Genomic DNA, 15,539 nt, shown 5'->3' on the forward strand with positions numbered 1-15,539 from the left:
TTGCCAAGCAATACGGAGAGCTTTGGTTGACAATCGACAAAAGGCATGAAGAACTGGTAGATCGTCTTAAGGAAAAAGCTTTGAGTGTTCTTGAAAAGTATAAAGAGTATGAAGAACAAAACTTGTACAAATGAATTGGTTGTGGATGGCAATCATAATATCGGATAGCCGGTAAAGGAAGCAATAACCTTTGCCGGTTTTTGCACTTTTGGCGCAGATGTGCTAATCTGATCTTGGGATATATTGTAAGATGATGCCGGATTTAAGTTGATACAATCCCAGAAAGACAATTTCAGAGGGGTGAAGTGGAAACATGCTAACAGTTGAGCAGTACATTTCTCAAATGAAGAAAAAGGAGAAACTCGATGAGTTCGACTTTAAGAATCATGCGGAAAACATGGCCGCTGTAATGAAATGTGTAGTGGAATACTTCAACACGTATCTAAACCCAGAGGAATATGATTACGAGACGATAAAACTCGAGCAGTCGGCGGCGAGGGTAGAAAAAGAAATTGCTGACACCTTACTCCGCAGTAAAGACTTTATTATCGAGTACTATAAAAAATATAAATCACGAATTGACAGAACGCTAAAATCTCATTTAAAAAGCTATGAGTATATGGAATTGTTTTATAGCCGGGATGATTTTGAAGATATGATTAACGAGTTTTGTGAAGATCGCAAAATACAGGATATGGGGTTAGCCGAACACAAGGAAGAGCTTATCATCTTGGTGCAAGAGCTAAAGGAACGTGAAACAGAGAAACCTTCTCGTACTGGATATAAGTATTTGGACGAAGCCTTGCTTTCTTGGATAAAGGATACATATGCGGAATTCAAGGTAAACTTATTTGGCTTTGCCGGTGAAATCGCTTATGAATATTACAAAAAATATGTAGAGAGCATCTACGATAGGAGTACTGAGCAGCATTACCATATTAATCGGTACAATCACCGTTATAATAACAATCCCTTCGGAGTCGACGAAATATATAAAGACAATTGCCATAGGCCATTCATTGAAGGCCGTAAAGGCGAACTGGAAATGTTAATCATGTATGATTGGGTGCATAGCTGGGTCGAAGATGCAGAATACTGGCCGGAATATGTGAATCTTTGTGTCAACACGGGGCGGGTTAATATCGTCCGCAACATGAACATTCTGCTTCCCGTAATCAATAAAGGGATTGACTATCCGGAGGACATCAAGAGCTCTAGTGTATTTGTGGAAACGACAACTGGGGCTTTGAAGGCCGACCCCGGCGGACCATATATCTTACGTCTTTCATATGACAAGGAAAATGATCTTATCTGGAAAGACGACGGGCAGTTGACCCGTGTAATAACCAATTTGCAGGAAAGCTTCGCAGCATACGGTCCGCCAAACGCTTTGGAATTGTTCTCACCTCTTCGAGGCCCGATGTACAACGAAAAAGAGTTTTTCGCCAGGTACAGCCAACTGGAGAAAAAACTGAAGAAGTACGCTGGTATCACCATTGCTCTGGTTAACGGACCGCAAAGACATAAAGCAAAGCCGAGCTACCTGATGCAAACAACCAAGGATATTATCAAGATAAGGACGCTGGCTAAGGAATTGAAGCTCCGACTTAAGATATCTTTAGACATCTCAAAGCTTATTACGAATAAGAACAATCACAGCCAATTTGAACAAGAATTCAATCAACTAAGTGAGCTTCGCCATTCCATCGTTGGGGTGCACTTAGCTAACAGGTTTCCTAGTAGCAGTCTTATTGACAGAATTTATAAGGAAGACAAGGTGTATTTGAATCAGTACGAATACCCTCGACTGTCGGATTTTCTCGGGTCCATTTCGGCACTTTTCAACGACAACCGACGCCGCTATTTCGTACCGGAAGAAGTAAAAAGTTCGGAAGAGCTCGAAGAGCTGGCAGATAACTTGCTGAGAGCTGGGTTTTCCTTTGTTGACTGGAAGGATGAGCAACAGCCATGAGTACTGAAGACGAAAGAACAAAGCTGTATAACGAAGTTTGGAGCGAGCCGGTAACTACCGTAGCAAAGCGTTATGGGATTTCCGACAACGGTCTGCGCAAACGCTGCATCAATCTGCAAATTCCTCTGCCGCCGCTCGGCTATTGGGCTAAAGTGAAGGCCGGAGCCAAGGTGTCGAAGCCCGAATTGCCGGTAGTGAAAGCCAAAGAGGAGAGCATTGTTTTAAGAAATACGAAACATGAGCATGAAATGGAATTTATCGATATCAGTGCCCAACCAACAGAAGAATTGAAAAAGCTCGATGGGCTTGACGTGTTTACACCCCGCTCCCGGGAAGCGTTTGAAAAGTGGTGCGGGAAGATCCATGTTCCGAAAAAAGTCGACCCGTTTCATCATCTGATTATTGAATATCAAAAGGAAATTGAATATCGGAAGGTGCGCAACAGGGAGCATCAGTTCCGTGATATGTTCCAGTTCGGGGACGTGGCGTTCTTTCCCAAAGTACAATACCGCCCTGATCACATGGTCTTGCCGATCAAGGTGTCCGACAGACAGAGCAATCGGGCCTGCCGGATCGTTGACGCGCTTATAAAAGCGGTAGAAGAGCTGGGCGGTAAGGTTAAGGTTGAAAGTCCGCATTATAACCAACGAGAAGCTGCCGACTGTGCCAGTATTAATTTATTTAAAAACTCCTTTTCATTTCAGGTGAAAGAAGCGATGGCAAAACGACGGGCCGTCATCGCCGATATGCCGTCCGAAAACATGGTTCACGAATTTAGGCCCATGTATGAAAGAGTGTTCACCGGCAAGCTGGAAATTGAATTCAAGCAAATTTCTGATTACTGGGAAAAAGACAAGATGGAGCGGGTCTTAGCCCTTGCTGATTTTGCCGAGGCATCTTTAGAAGAACAATTGGGCGAGGTATTCAAGTGGATGGTCAAGACCGCCCAGGAGGCAAAAATTGCATGGGTCATACAGAACAGGGAAGAGGAAATAAGGGAAAGGGAACGGGAACGTCAGCGCGCAATTGAAGAAGAAAGACAGAAAGAGCTGCAGACGATCCAGGCCATGGAAAAACGCCAGAAGCAGTTGGTCGAGAACATCGAGCAACAGATGGCCGGCTGGTTTAAAGCGCAGAAACTTCGTAAATATGCCGATGAGATTGAGGCCTATGCAAAACAGGTTGTGGACCTTGAGGCAAAAAAATCGCTGGATAGATATGTTCAATTGGTTAGAAGAAAGGCGGAAAAAAACGATCCGATTGCCGAAATCGTCCAGGAGATCAAAGCAATAGGGGTAAAGACAGAGTTTCCTTAAGATTAGCCTTATAGATGTGGATGTTTCTTTATTTGTTGTCTGTACGGTGAATTAAATTTGTAGCCGTTGTTTCCCTTTATCACTCCTCCATGCATTTGGAGTGCATGGTGTTGAACGGAAATAGCTACTTGAAATATTTCTTTGATAAATTATTGATAAAAATTTTTTGGTTTTTGCTTAAATAAATTTACGAAAGGTAATATGTAATTAGGTTAATATATTATATAGCCACTGGGTTATAAATAGTCACAACTAACCATATTGGGATTGCCAAATAGTAATTAATCGGTAATCTCAATATGGTTTATTTATTTAACATTAAATTTTCCTCCTTGGCGAAGGGCTATTCTGTTCGCAATTTAAAATATATGGCAAAGCTTGCAACTGTATTTCCAGATGCTGTAATTGTGCAAGAGGTACTTGCACAATTGCCATGGTATCAAAATATTGCTCTTTTGGACAAAATAAAAGATCGAGACATTCATATATGGTATGCGAGAAAAGCCATTGAAAATGGCTGGTCGCGTAATGTTTTGGTGCATCAAATCGAGAGTAAGCTTTATGAACGGCAGGTGATTGCTGATAAGGTTTCGAATTTCGATCATCGTCTACTGGCTCTGCAGAGCGAGCTAGCACAGCAGACAATGAAAGATCCCTATATATTTGACTTTATAACCTTTAAGGAAGATATGATTGAAAGAGATGTTAAGGAAGCGCTGGTCAAAAATGTTACCCGGCTGCTTTTAGAACTGGGAAAAGGTTCTGCATTTTTGGGAAACCAATATCACCTTAATGTTGGTAGAGACGACTTTTACATAGACCTGCTTTTTTACAATCTGAACCTTCGTTGTTATGTTGTCATTGAATTGAAGACAGGCGCATTTAAACCGGAATATGCGGGCCAATTAAATTTTTATCTGTCAGCAGTTGATGGGATGCTTAAAAAAGAAATAGATAATCATTCCATTGGCCTTTTGCTTTGTAAGAGCAAAAATGATTTGGTTGCTGAATATTCTCTAAAGGATATGAGCAAGCCAATCGGTGTGAGTGAATATAGAGTTACTAGTGATCTTCCAGAGAAATTAAAGGAACAACTACCATCTATTGAGGATATCCAGAGTCGAATGAAATAATGCTCTTTGGGACTATATCTGTAAGGTAGGCGGAATCAAATTGAATGTTTTACAGCTTTCAGTTCTTGGTATGAACAGGAGAAGTATCACCGAGCAGATAAAAATTGGTTATGAGAATTCAACAGGGGTCCATTATGGACCCCTGTTGAATTTTAACATAAACAAAAATATAATAAAGAGAGATACATATGTAGTGATATAGATTATATTTTTGTTGGCCCATATTGGATGTCTTGTATGTTAAGATAGGTGGCCATTAAGAAAGGGACGAGTTTTTTGTTGGAAATCAAGCAATTTGGAGATTGGAAAACAAGAAATACGATAAAAGACATGATGGGAGTAAAGGCATATTCAAAAGATAATGAATGGTATTTCGCTATTGATGAAAATATTATTGATTTTTCTGCAATGAAAGCTTTACTCCCTTCGGCAGAGTATCAGAAACTTTGTTTTCTTCAAGCCAAGAAAATAGAATTTGCAGAGTTGTTCAAGGATATTTCAAAAATCACTGAATTTCCCAAAAGAAAATATGTTGTGGTTGGAGATGTAGATTCAATATATACTCTTTCTGATAAGCTGAGTATGTGTATTCTTATTGATGAACACAATACAAAAAGAACATTAGCTGTTATATTGAAACAGCCATTAGAGACAGATGATTTGAAAGAAAAGCGTATTAGAGTTATTGGGGAATTAGGAATGTATTCTCCTTATGCAAGATTTCAATTAGAAAATATTTCTGAACTTGAAATTATTGGACCATGTTCTAGACTTGTTGAGTATGAGGACTATACTCAACAATATAAATCTTATTTTAAAGAAGCTGAGCAACAAAAAGAGTTTTCCTTTGAGTTCGTAAAGCTTGGTGTTATAAGTAACAGAAAATCTCAAGGGTATCAAGATTTTTTGAAGCACTTGAAAAAATCAACGATTGCACAAGAAAACATTATTTTGGAAGATATTAAAATGACACATGAAAATATCATCGCTAGCATAAAAAAGCTGAATGATGAAAACGAATGCCAAGGTATTTGTATTATTCGTGGTGGGGGCAATCCAGAAGAATTGATTGAATTTAGTAAACCTGCTTTGCTAGATACAATAATAGCGTCAAAGCTTCCGATTATTACAGGAGTAGGCCATGTAATGGATCTTGCTTTATGCGACTATATTGCAGATTACAATGCCGGAACTCCTACTGGTGTGGCCGAGTATTTTAATTATTTAGTAGGGAAGAAAGCTGCTAATGAAAAAGCAAAAACTAAAGATACTGCTATTCAGTTTATCCGTGAAAAGAAAAAACATGCAGATGAAGAGCTCAAAGATTTAGAAATAAAGTATCAAAAGTTAGCAGAAGAGAATGCATTTTTGGAATATGAAAATAGTATACTTCAACAAGAAAATAACCAGCTTCAAACAAAATTAAATGAGGCCCACCAGAATCAGAAAAAAGTTAGTGCTTTTGGATTGATTGGAAAACTTTTTAGATTTTAACAATAAAAGAGGATTAATGATTTTATAAATTCCATCTTTAGTACATTTTATCTTCAGTAATTTTTACCCTGTTTTTAACTTCAGATTCATTACACCAATGGGTACCGAAATGGATGTCCTTTTCTTTTAAAATAAATTTTTTGTAAGTTGGGAAATATGAGCTGAAATGGCCTGTTTGTGTTGGTCGTTGGTGACCTGTAGAATGGGGTATGGGTGTTTTTGAAGCTTCTTTTAAAAGATTAAACTTTTTTGTTGGGATTCATGGCGAGTATATAGTCAGATAAAATAAGAGTATGAAAAAAAGTCTGGATGGGTCTTCTATGATAAAATAAAATTCATAGGAGGCCTAATTTATTATGGCGAGAAAGAAAAAATCATATCGAATTGACAGTACCTATTGAAATATAAGGAGGATAAGATATGAGTAATCCAACGGCTGGGATAGGTGATCCTTATTGGTATGAGTGGTCTATCGGCCTATTATATATTGTGGATATGTTGAATCCAGATAACGGGATAAAATCGGTTACATTACAGTCAACTAGTGTACAAGGATTAGACGATGTTGTAATTAATTATTCAAATGGTGTTACTAGATGTATTCAAATTAAACATTCGCGTGTTGGAGATACGCTTACTTTTGGTGATCTTGTTTCAAAAACGGACGAAAAAGAACCGTTACTAAAAAGTCTAGCAAACGCTTGGAAAGAAGCAAAAGAAAAGTGGCAACAATGTGAGCCCATTTTATTTACCAATAGACTGGCTGGCACCCGCTCCTCAACAGTAAAATCTGAAGATGATGAAAAACATAAAAGACCAGCTTTGTCTACATTTTGGGAACATCTTCAACAAGAGATTGAACAAAAGGAAGGAATGGGTTTAATATCATTTCCTCCAGATTGGCAGCAAGCCTGGGGAGAATGGTATGAACAACTGTCAGTATTAGATGACGATAAAACAAAAGTAGAGTTTCTAAAATCATTGTCAATTGAGACGGGGCAACCGGATTTAACTGAAGTTACAGATAGGCTACTGGCTAAAATTAGCGAAACATTCGGAATAGACCAGAGGCAATCTCGGGGTATTTTAGCGTATCTTGATACTGCTTTGCGGGAATGGGCTACAACCAAAAGAGGAGTGCGGGAAGCTGTTACTCCCGAAGTGGTATATCAAAAAATAAGTCTTTCAGCGCAACATTCAGTTGGCGATCATGCCTTGCCACCACCTGCGCCATTTTTCCCAAGCAGGATGGATTTTTTAGCTCAACTTTCACAGGAACTTCTTGAAGGTCCGAATTCAATTGTCTTTTTGACAGGAAAGCCTGGAGTTGGAAAAACAAGTGTAGTAAGCGCGTTAGCGAATCGACGGGAACCTGTTATAGATTTACGTTATCATGCTTATAAACCAATTACGCCTTCTACAAAGATTTTGCCTATTGATGTGGGGGAGACGACAAAGATAGAAGTATTGTGGGGAGATCTTCTTACTCAATTAAGAACAATATTTAAAGGCAGTCTTGCAAAATATAAAGTGCCAATTCGTAACGACTTTTTAACTTCTGAGCAGTTGCGAGAAGAAGTAATAAGATTATGCTCTATTTTAACCAGTGAGCGGCAACGACCGACTATTATTGCAATTGATGGTATTGATCATGCCGCACGGGCTGGTATTGATAAATATACATTCCTTACATCACTTATTCCTCCGGAGAATATTCCGGACGGGATACGGTTTTTAATTGTAGGACAACCACCAGAGGCTTATCCTAAATATCCTATCTGGCTGCGAAGCAATAATCCTAAAATCACAAAATTTGAAATCAAAGGCATTACTAGACCAGATATTGAAGTACTGTTGACAGAAATAAACTCGACAATAGCTGAAGATGAATTTGATGCCGCAGTTAGAATGATTGATTATATTGCGGAAGGTAACACATTATCTGCTGTTTTTGCTGTAAATGAAGCAAAAGATTGTGCTAGTGTGGAAGAACTTCAAGTTAGACTGAGTGAAAGAAAGTTAAGCCATGGAATAACTACTTATTATGATACAATCTGGCAGGCAGCCTTAGCGAAAATAGAAACCCGATTTCCATTTATAAGTTATCGACTAGCTGGATGTCTTTCTCTTTATGGAGAGCGGCTTACAGGGAAAGCATTAAACGGTATTTTTAATGACTATAATTTGCCCGCATCAGATTGGGCAAATCTATTAAGAGCAATTCGTCCGCTGGTGCAGGAAAAACAGGGCGAATTTTATGTTACTCACAATGATGTCAGAGTACATCTTTTAAAACAGGTTCAGGCTGAACCTGAGCGCCTTAGAGAAATCGCTGCGGCTATCGCAAAGTACTACATAGCGGAAAATGATAAAACACAATTACGGCACACCAATCTTTTCGAGCTTCTTGAGTTAGCGGAAATGGTTGAACAGCAAGCACAAATTTTTACAACAGAATTTGTTATGGAAGCGGCTGCTCTCGGAAGACCGAGAAACGAATTAGTGGGCCAATGCCAGAAAGCTCTTAACGCTGTTCTTACTACAAATAATTGGGATTTACTACATACGCTTACCTGTGCATTAACTAGTTTAAACCAACTCTTTAAAACGGTGGATATTACAGAAGGAGACTTTGAATTTGTATCGGACATTCCTCCCATCTTGTTGTCGGAAGGAACGGTTCCGCGGATTGAGATGTGGGATTTTGAAATGGTGGAAGGGGCATTTAATGATATTTGGCGATTGATTGAGTGTCGGGAGTTACACCGAGCAAAGGGGATTATATATCGATGGTTTAACGGTATATCGCCTGTCAAATTAGGCGATATACTTTTACCTCAGACAATGGAAGAAGGCGGCGATCATGAAAATATAGATAATAGGACAGTTGCATTATTTAAGTTATGGGGCCGTATTAGTCAGCACACCGGATTTAGCTGGACCATTAAACAAAAGGACATTGAACGAGAGAATTTAAGTGAATTTGAAAAACAAGTAGTAGCGCATTTCTTTAGCGGTTACTTAGATGAGGGAGCCCGTTTAGGGGGCGCAATGAGATGGATCAGGACTTTGAGAAAAACGATTATCTATTTTCAGCATGATCTTGAAAAGATAATGCATCTCTTTGCAAAACAAAGACGTTGGTGTGAAATCGCAATTACTTTGAAAGTGTTAAGTGATCGGCGGGAGAATTGGGATCTTTCTTTTAAAGTTAATGCTGCTACTTGGGCACTGTTTATTAACCGAGCTAAACTTAATAAAATTTGGGTGGATCCAATAATCGCAAATGGTTTTACGGTATTTGATGGTTATTCTAACCGTTACACTGCAGAACATGGTTATTTAGTTGCGGCAGTAAGTTTTGTTTTAGGATGGACGCAGCCGCAACGCGAAAGTGCTGGCATCAGCCAAGAGGGGGTCACTTCTTATTTTAGCCAAAGTAGAGATAAACGGTCTCGGGAGCATTTGGCTGTGCTATTGAATGCGACTGCAATGACTGGACGATGGTTACGCAGCCTAATAACTAGAGGGCCTGTTTTTGCTGCCAATGTAGTTACCGCTAACCAACTAGTCATCATTTTAACGGCGCTACTTGCTCGTCGATCACCGAATGAAAGCATATGGGACAGCAAACAGATTACGGCGCTGATATTTGAGATGATAATAGAGATATCTGGAAAAGTTGGAGGCCCGCATGCATATGAGGTGTTTAAATTTGTTAAGTGCTCTATTTCCAGTTATCCAGTTGATTTTAGGCTCAAGCTATTCTGGTCTTATCTAGAAGATCGAGGGGAGTATGACCTGCTTGAGCAGTGGATAAATCATTGGCTTGGTCCAACAGGTGCAGTTTGGCATGAAGATATTAGTGACCGTTATAGCATAATCAACACTTTTGTTGAGGTCGCAAGTAATCCGAGATGGCAACCGTATGTAAATGAAGCCAATGAGAAGATGAGATGGAGTTTTATAAGTTACAGCAATCATAAAGAGTATATTCTTTATGATTTGTTGGAGTGGTATGAACAGTTAGCGAAGGTTAGGCCAGATGTTTGGGAAAATCAGGGTGCTAAGCTGCTTGCAATATCTCAAGTAGTTTCTCAAATTGGCGATAATCGAGCTTCCGAATATATTGAAGCTGCTGTGGTATCCTCGGCCGCAAAATGTGGGGTTAATTCCCTGTGGAGAATAGTTGTAGCCGAAGGTAAGGATAGAGCGTGGCTAGAGAATCCGAGCATTATTGCTGATGGTATTATCAGTTTGTTGGAAGATGGTAGAGTATGTGAGAAAGATTTGCTTAGCTTTTGGTCTTTAGGGATTGGTTGTTTTAGCTGGCAACAAGAATATGACCGGTGTTATCTCAAGGATTTACGAACAGCAATTCAGCTTGCGGCTGAGCGATTGGATTTTAATATTGAAAAAAGAATAGATCAGTTGGGAAAATGCGACTTCTTTGATAAAGATCAGTATGAACATTACCGCCTACCTGGACGATGGTTCAGGAGGGGAGAGGTGGGAAGTAGTGACGAAGAATTACCCAAACTATTTCAAGCTCTTGAAGCAATTCCATTAGCAGAAGCAATAAGTTACTTATATAGGAGAAAACAAAGTAAAGAAAGCTATGGTGGCCATATTTGGCATGGCATTGCTCATTGTGCGCAACGACTAAAAACAGAGAAACCGGAAAATTATGCAATGCTACTGAAACAATTATTTGATTTGCTTAAATCGCGCGAAGATATTTATCCCTGGGGAAGATATGATAGTGCAGACGTTGCTTATAAAGCGCTAATTCCAATGCTTGATGAGCAACAACGGTGGAGTATTGTTCAGGACGTGGTTAACCGCATTACTGATGAACCCGATTCTGCTATTTGGCTAGACGCTACCACACAAAATTTAAATCAGCTTATTTTTGAAAGAGCAAAGTTGGTTGGAATAGAAGCGTGGCTTAAAGGAGTAGATAATCTTCTCAATATGCATGAGCGTTGGATTACTGGCAATGGTTTCCTACCGGAGGGGGTACGTATTGAGGTTCCGAGCAGTTCGGCAGAAGGAATACCGCAAACATGGGCACAGCTCGCAGTACGTTGTGCAGTTGGGCGGATGGTATCTAATTTAGGCTCTTGGACTGAAGCAGCGCTAAGAGGCTTATGGGCATTGGCGCAAGTTTCACCCAATGATTTAGGCTACCTATTGGATATTTGGGATGATTTTGATAATCGGCAGAAGGAATGGGTGCTAGTATTAGTAGAAAGAATCGTGACAATATCAGAAGAAACATATGAGATATTTCGACCTATTGTAGAGGAATGTTATAACGGATATGATTTGCAATTAAAACTGCAGGCTTGGGTTATTTTGCAAAGACGCGAGATGGTAAACTATAAACCATGTCCTGAATGGCTGCTTCCTAAACATCCTGAACATGAAAAGATCATGCAATTATCGTTAATTGGTGAAACCGGTTTGCCTAGAATACCTAGTCAGCAGCACGGTGATATGCAGCTAATTCGTAGTTTCCAGACCGTCACCAGTATTCTGCGACGGTTAGAAGCCGCTACTTATGATGACTTGACAGATGTGGAAAAGCGATTCACAGCTTATATAAAAAAGTATGGCATTGGAAATAGGGTGAAAACTGAGAACGTATCTGGTAATTACGGTGATATGATATTAACTTTTTCACCAGAACTAGAAATATTAATGAAAATACTTTATTGCCAAATGTATAAACAACGGTGGTCCGATATACCCTTAGTTCGCATTGCACAAGCGTTGCTTCATAGTGATGAGCCATTTATTTTATTCAATATTCCTCGCAAGGTAAACAGTACACTTTCATGGCCAGCCGATGAAGAACTTGAAAAGATACTGTTAGATTCAGGTAAGGCGCGCGAGTGCTTCCTTGAGATTTTAAATTGTGGGCTGGATGACAACACAATGCTACTGGGAGGAGAGCTATTTTTATATAGCCGACAAAATGATGTTCGGGTAACTTATAATATCGGCTTAACTGATAAAGCGACTCAACCACCAAAAAAAAGGCGTTCGACGTTTAGTGGAAGATCATTTGCCTTTTATTATCCTGAGCGCTTTGATCCTTATGAAAGCGATGATGAGGAGTTGCCTACTGAGGTTACAGTACAGTCTGGTGGAATTTGCTATTTTATATACCAGCAAATATTGAGTTATCCATCAATTGATTTAAGTGCCCTATTTGATTGGCATCCGGATATTAAAAATCCCACTATTTTTATTCAAAATGAGGAGGTTGTCGCCTGGTATGAGTGCCTGCATGGACCTATGAGACAGATACTTCAGGATCGATTTTATCGGCAACCTATTTTGCATCGGTGGGTATGCTCTCATGATAAGTTTGAGCAATCGATAAAAGACCAGGGAATATTGAAGTATCCTCAATTAGATATTGAAGTAAATCCAATAAATATTGACTAACTAGCGATGAAAGATCCAGTACTGGTTAGCAAAAGTAAGTTTGATTAATCGTTAATTCATGCATTACGTTAGAGGATATGTTGAAAGGAAAGGTGAGTATGAAGAAAAAAGGCATTTTTATATGGCGTGATTCAAAAGATTGGTTGATGGTCGTACATAATTTATTATCTGATATTATGAATGATGCAGTCGTAGCCAAAGTACGTCAAAATGTTCCAGAATATATTAGTCATGATAATTTTCTCTGGTTAGATTTAATTATTGATGCACATTATAATTGTTTTTATGATATCAAGGAAGTCATTAATTCACGATTTTGCCAGTATTACTCGCATATTAAGGCATATCATGGTTGTCGCCCCGAAGATGTTAATTCTTATTATAAAAACGGTATTGTCACTTTAGATCCTCAAATGTTCAACCAATTAGCCTATCAAATTTTTTGCTCTAAAGAACTTAATTTCGATAAAAGAACTGTTGAAGATGCAATTAAAAAGGTTGGAACAAATTTAAGAGAGGGACGAGTATTTCTCAGCTTAGACGATCAATTGTTAGTTGAGGAATGTGGACATTATCTTTTATATGGAAGTGAATATTTAATTGCTATTGCAGCAGTACTGTCTGAGCCTTCGGGAATAGATTATAGACAAGTTTTGCGACAAAAAGGAAAACCAACTGTTTTTTTGTGTGATGTTCCAATTAATTTTATAAAAAGAAACACTTTATGTGAATTAACAGGGGTTATCTTGCAAAGTTGGTTGAAATATGTTTTGTATAATGAAATACCCTCGCGCCAAATAGATTTTACATTAACGCTATATAATAATGTACCACCTGATAATATAGTAGGTCACTATCATCCAGATAGAGCTAGGGATCCTTTTTACTATTATTAAATTTGGGTTAGGGATTAATACAAAGCATATGGTTAACGTTCAAAATCTTCAAAACCGAGTTTGTACAGAGGGGAAATTTCGAAAACCTGTGTCAATTATGCCAAGAAATAGTAGTTTATTTGACTTGGTTTAACACACAGCGAATCCATGGTTAACTAAATTATTTAACACCGACTGAGTTTCGACGACAGACCTTATAAAAACTGTCCGAATAGTAATTTTAATTTTATTGAATCTGTTTGTATGTATGATTATCTTGTAGGGAGGAAGTTGCGATGAAATTTAGAATTAATGGATTTAGTTCCCTATCGGCGGTATTTCATGGGAATATACAGAAAATGAAAGGAGGCAAATTCAAAAGCTCTTCTATTTCTTGGAAAGCAAGCGTCTTTTAATCAATCCTGCGGATATGGAACTTCCAGATCAATGTGCTCAGTCAGCAGTGGAGATAAAAGAATTCCTTGTAGGTTTACTGTGTGGCTTTCGGTTTTCTAAAGACGTTGAATCGCACTTGAAAGAATTATGTGTCGCTTGCAACGTTTTTCTTGATGAAATTAATTTCCGGCAACAACCTCATATTATCTATAAAAATAATAGTGGTGATTGGGCTGACAGCAATTTTTCAACAATCATGAAAACCTTTAGAAAGGTTTTTAGAACGAAAATTGCATACATGGAAGAAAATTATGGATTGTCATTTGATAATCATATTCCAGAAAAATATTAATAAGAATTTTATTGATGAGAGAATAGTCATTGCCTCCGTTTAATGTAGAGTTCGGCTAAAAAACTTTATAGTTGAATTTATAAACGCCATTCTTTATACAGTTTATCTTCAGCAATTTGTACCTTGTCGTTAACTTCAGATTCATTATTCCAATGGGCATCTAAATGAATGTTTTTTTCTTTTGAAATAAGTTTTTCCACAAGGGTAGAAATATGAGATGAAATTGTTTGCTTTTGGTGACTGTGGGCAGTCTGTAAAATAGGGTGAGAATGTCTTGTTAAATTCTTTTGTAAAGCTGCATTCTTTTTTCTCGATTCATGGGGCGTATAGAGTCGTACAATTTCAGATGTAAAATCATTTTTGATTGGAATAGAAGCACTTTGGATTTTCCACTTAGTATTGTTGTTCGTCATCACCTGAAGCTCATATTTTGGCACGGTGCCGCGCTTTATATTATCGCCAAGTTTTACAGCAGTCACGGTATAGGTAGTATCTATCTTCTTGGCTGTATCGGTAAGAGCAGGAAGTTGCTCTAAAAGGGCATAGGAATCACCCTTATAAACCAAGATTTTGAGCTTAGAAATCGGCTGGATACCGTCAATTTTGCATTTGCGGTTTAGTGTTGCCGGGAGTTTGTCGGTGAAAAGGATCGTATCCATATTTTCTGCACTAAGTTTTTGTGCAGCTTCACTGTATTTAACAACCTGTTTTTTTAGTGAAAGATATTCGGCATAGAGATGGTTACTCTGGCGTTGGTTTTCGGCATTTTTCTGCTGTAAAGTTTTAAAAATATTATCGATCTTCTCTTTGGCCTCACCAGCAATGGCGCGGCGATAATTATTCAGCTGCTTACCAAGAAGATTTCGTTCTTCGGTAAGCAGCTTTATTTTTTTACTGCATTCTGCCAACTCATGCGTTTTATCAGGAACGCCATAAAGGAAAGTAGCCATTTCTTTTATACGTTGCAGTTCTTTGGCAGATTTTGCGTAGGCTTTGCGTGTTTTATAATACTGATGATGGAATGCCTTATCCTCTGCAGCAAGCCTTAGTTGGTGATCATTCAGGATCTGTGGCTTCAAGGATTTATAGGCAGCTAATTTATCGTCAGCCAGATTCCGGTATGTAGTGGCTGTTTCTTCAAGATAAGAATAGACATCGCCAACGCTGATGATAAGCGGTTCTTCCATGATTTCAACTGCCTCAAATTTTGCTCTTTCTATGTCTTGTTCTTTTTGCAGCCGCAGTCGTTCCTGCTGTATTTGCCGGGCAACTTGACGGATCACGACATCATTGGCAAAAACTAAGATATTTTGCTCTTTAGAAGAAAGAGCAGCGACATCTATTTCCTCACTAGTTTCCGGAAAATCTGATTCGTGATCGGCTTGCTCAATTCGATCCATAATTTTTTGCATGGCTGCCGGATTTCGATAAGCGCTGCCCAGGTGTGGGGCAGGGGTTCGGTTGAGAAGTTCAGCTTCGTCATTTTTTCCGGATAAAACTAGTTCTTCATGCTGGGCATTTAGGGTCTTTTCACTGATACAAGTG

The 15,539-nt window shown here is 38.7% G+C and carries 9 protein-coding genes; 8 read left to right on the forward strand and 1 reads right to left on the reverse strand.

The features are described 5' to 3' along the window. The first annotated feature begins 313 nt into the window (after nt 1–313). The 8 genes from I6751_RS09325 to I6751_RS09360 all read left to right on the forward strand — a co-directional run bounded on the left by I6751_RS09325 (nt 314) and on the right by I6751_RS09360 (nt 13,994). The gene (locus I6751_RS09325; protein WP_196599091.1) at nt 314–1,972 is read left to right on the forward strand and encodes a hypothetical protein; all 1,659 of its coding nucleotides are present in this window, start codon (nt 314–316) and stop codon (nt 1,970–1,972) included. Next, the gene (locus tag I6751_RS09330; RefSeq protein ID WP_196591987.1) at nt 1,969–3,288 is read left to right on the forward strand and encodes a hypothetical protein; all 1,320 of its coding nucleotides are present in this window, start codon (nt 1,969–1,971) and stop codon (nt 3,286–3,288) included. The genes I6751_RS09325 and I6751_RS09330 overlap by 4 nt, the downstream gene beginning before the upstream one ends. 299 nt (nt 3,289–3,587) lie before the next feature. Next, complete coding sequence (locus I6751_RS09335) at nt 3,588–4,421, forward strand: PDDEXK nuclease domain-containing protein (RefSeq protein WP_269140848.1); 834 nt, start codon at nt 3,588–3,590, stop codon at nt 4,419–4,421. A gap of 279 nt (nt 4,422–4,700) precedes the next feature. Next, entirely contained in the window at nt 4,701–5,915 is a 1,215-nt protein-coding gene (locus I6751_RS09340) for an exodeoxyribonuclease VII large subunit (RefSeq protein ID WP_196591985.1), read from the forward strand. A gap of 420 nt (nt 5,916–6,335) precedes the next feature. Then, nucleotides 6,336–12,371, forward strand: a complete 6,036-nt coding sequence (locus I6751_RS09345; protein WP_196591984.1) for an ATP-binding protein — start codon at nt 6,336–6,338, stop codon at nt 12,369–12,371. A gap of 98 nt (nt 12,372–12,469) precedes the next feature. Then, complete coding sequence (locus tag I6751_RS09350; RefSeq protein WP_196591983.1) at nt 12,470–13,267, forward strand: hypothetical protein; 798 nt, start codon at nt 12,470–12,472, stop codon at nt 13,265–13,267. Between the two features lie 44 nt (nt 13,268–13,311). Beyond that, nucleotides 13,312–13,422 carry an IS3 family transposase gene (locus I6751_RS14130; protein ID WP_414153203.1) on the forward strand — a complete coding sequence of 37 codons (111 nt, stop codon included), beginning with the start codon at nt 13,312–13,314 and terminating at the stop codon, nt 13,420–13,422. Nucleotides 13,423–13,583: 161 nt separating this feature from the next. Then, the gene (locus tag I6751_RS09360; protein WP_330998721.1) at nt 13,584–13,994 is read left to right on the forward strand and encodes a DUF6650 family protein; all 411 of its coding nucleotides are present in this window, start codon (nt 13,584–13,586) and stop codon (nt 13,992–13,994) included. A 77-nt stretch (nt 13,995–14,071) separates the two neighbouring features. On the opposite strand, the gene I6751_RS09365 is transcribed toward I6751_RS09360, so the two are convergent. Then, nucleotides 14,072–15,539, reverse strand: a 1,468-nt coding sequence (locus tag I6751_RS09365; RefSeq protein WP_196591981.1) for a hypothetical protein, incomplete at its 5' end; no start/stop codon positions are given.

Origin of the sequence: Pectinatus frisingensis (genome assembly GCF_015732285.1) — a bacterium.
Taxonomy (GTDB): domain Bacteria; phylum Bacillota; class Negativicutes; order Selenomonadales; family Selenomonadaceae; genus Pectinatus; species Pectinatus frisingensis.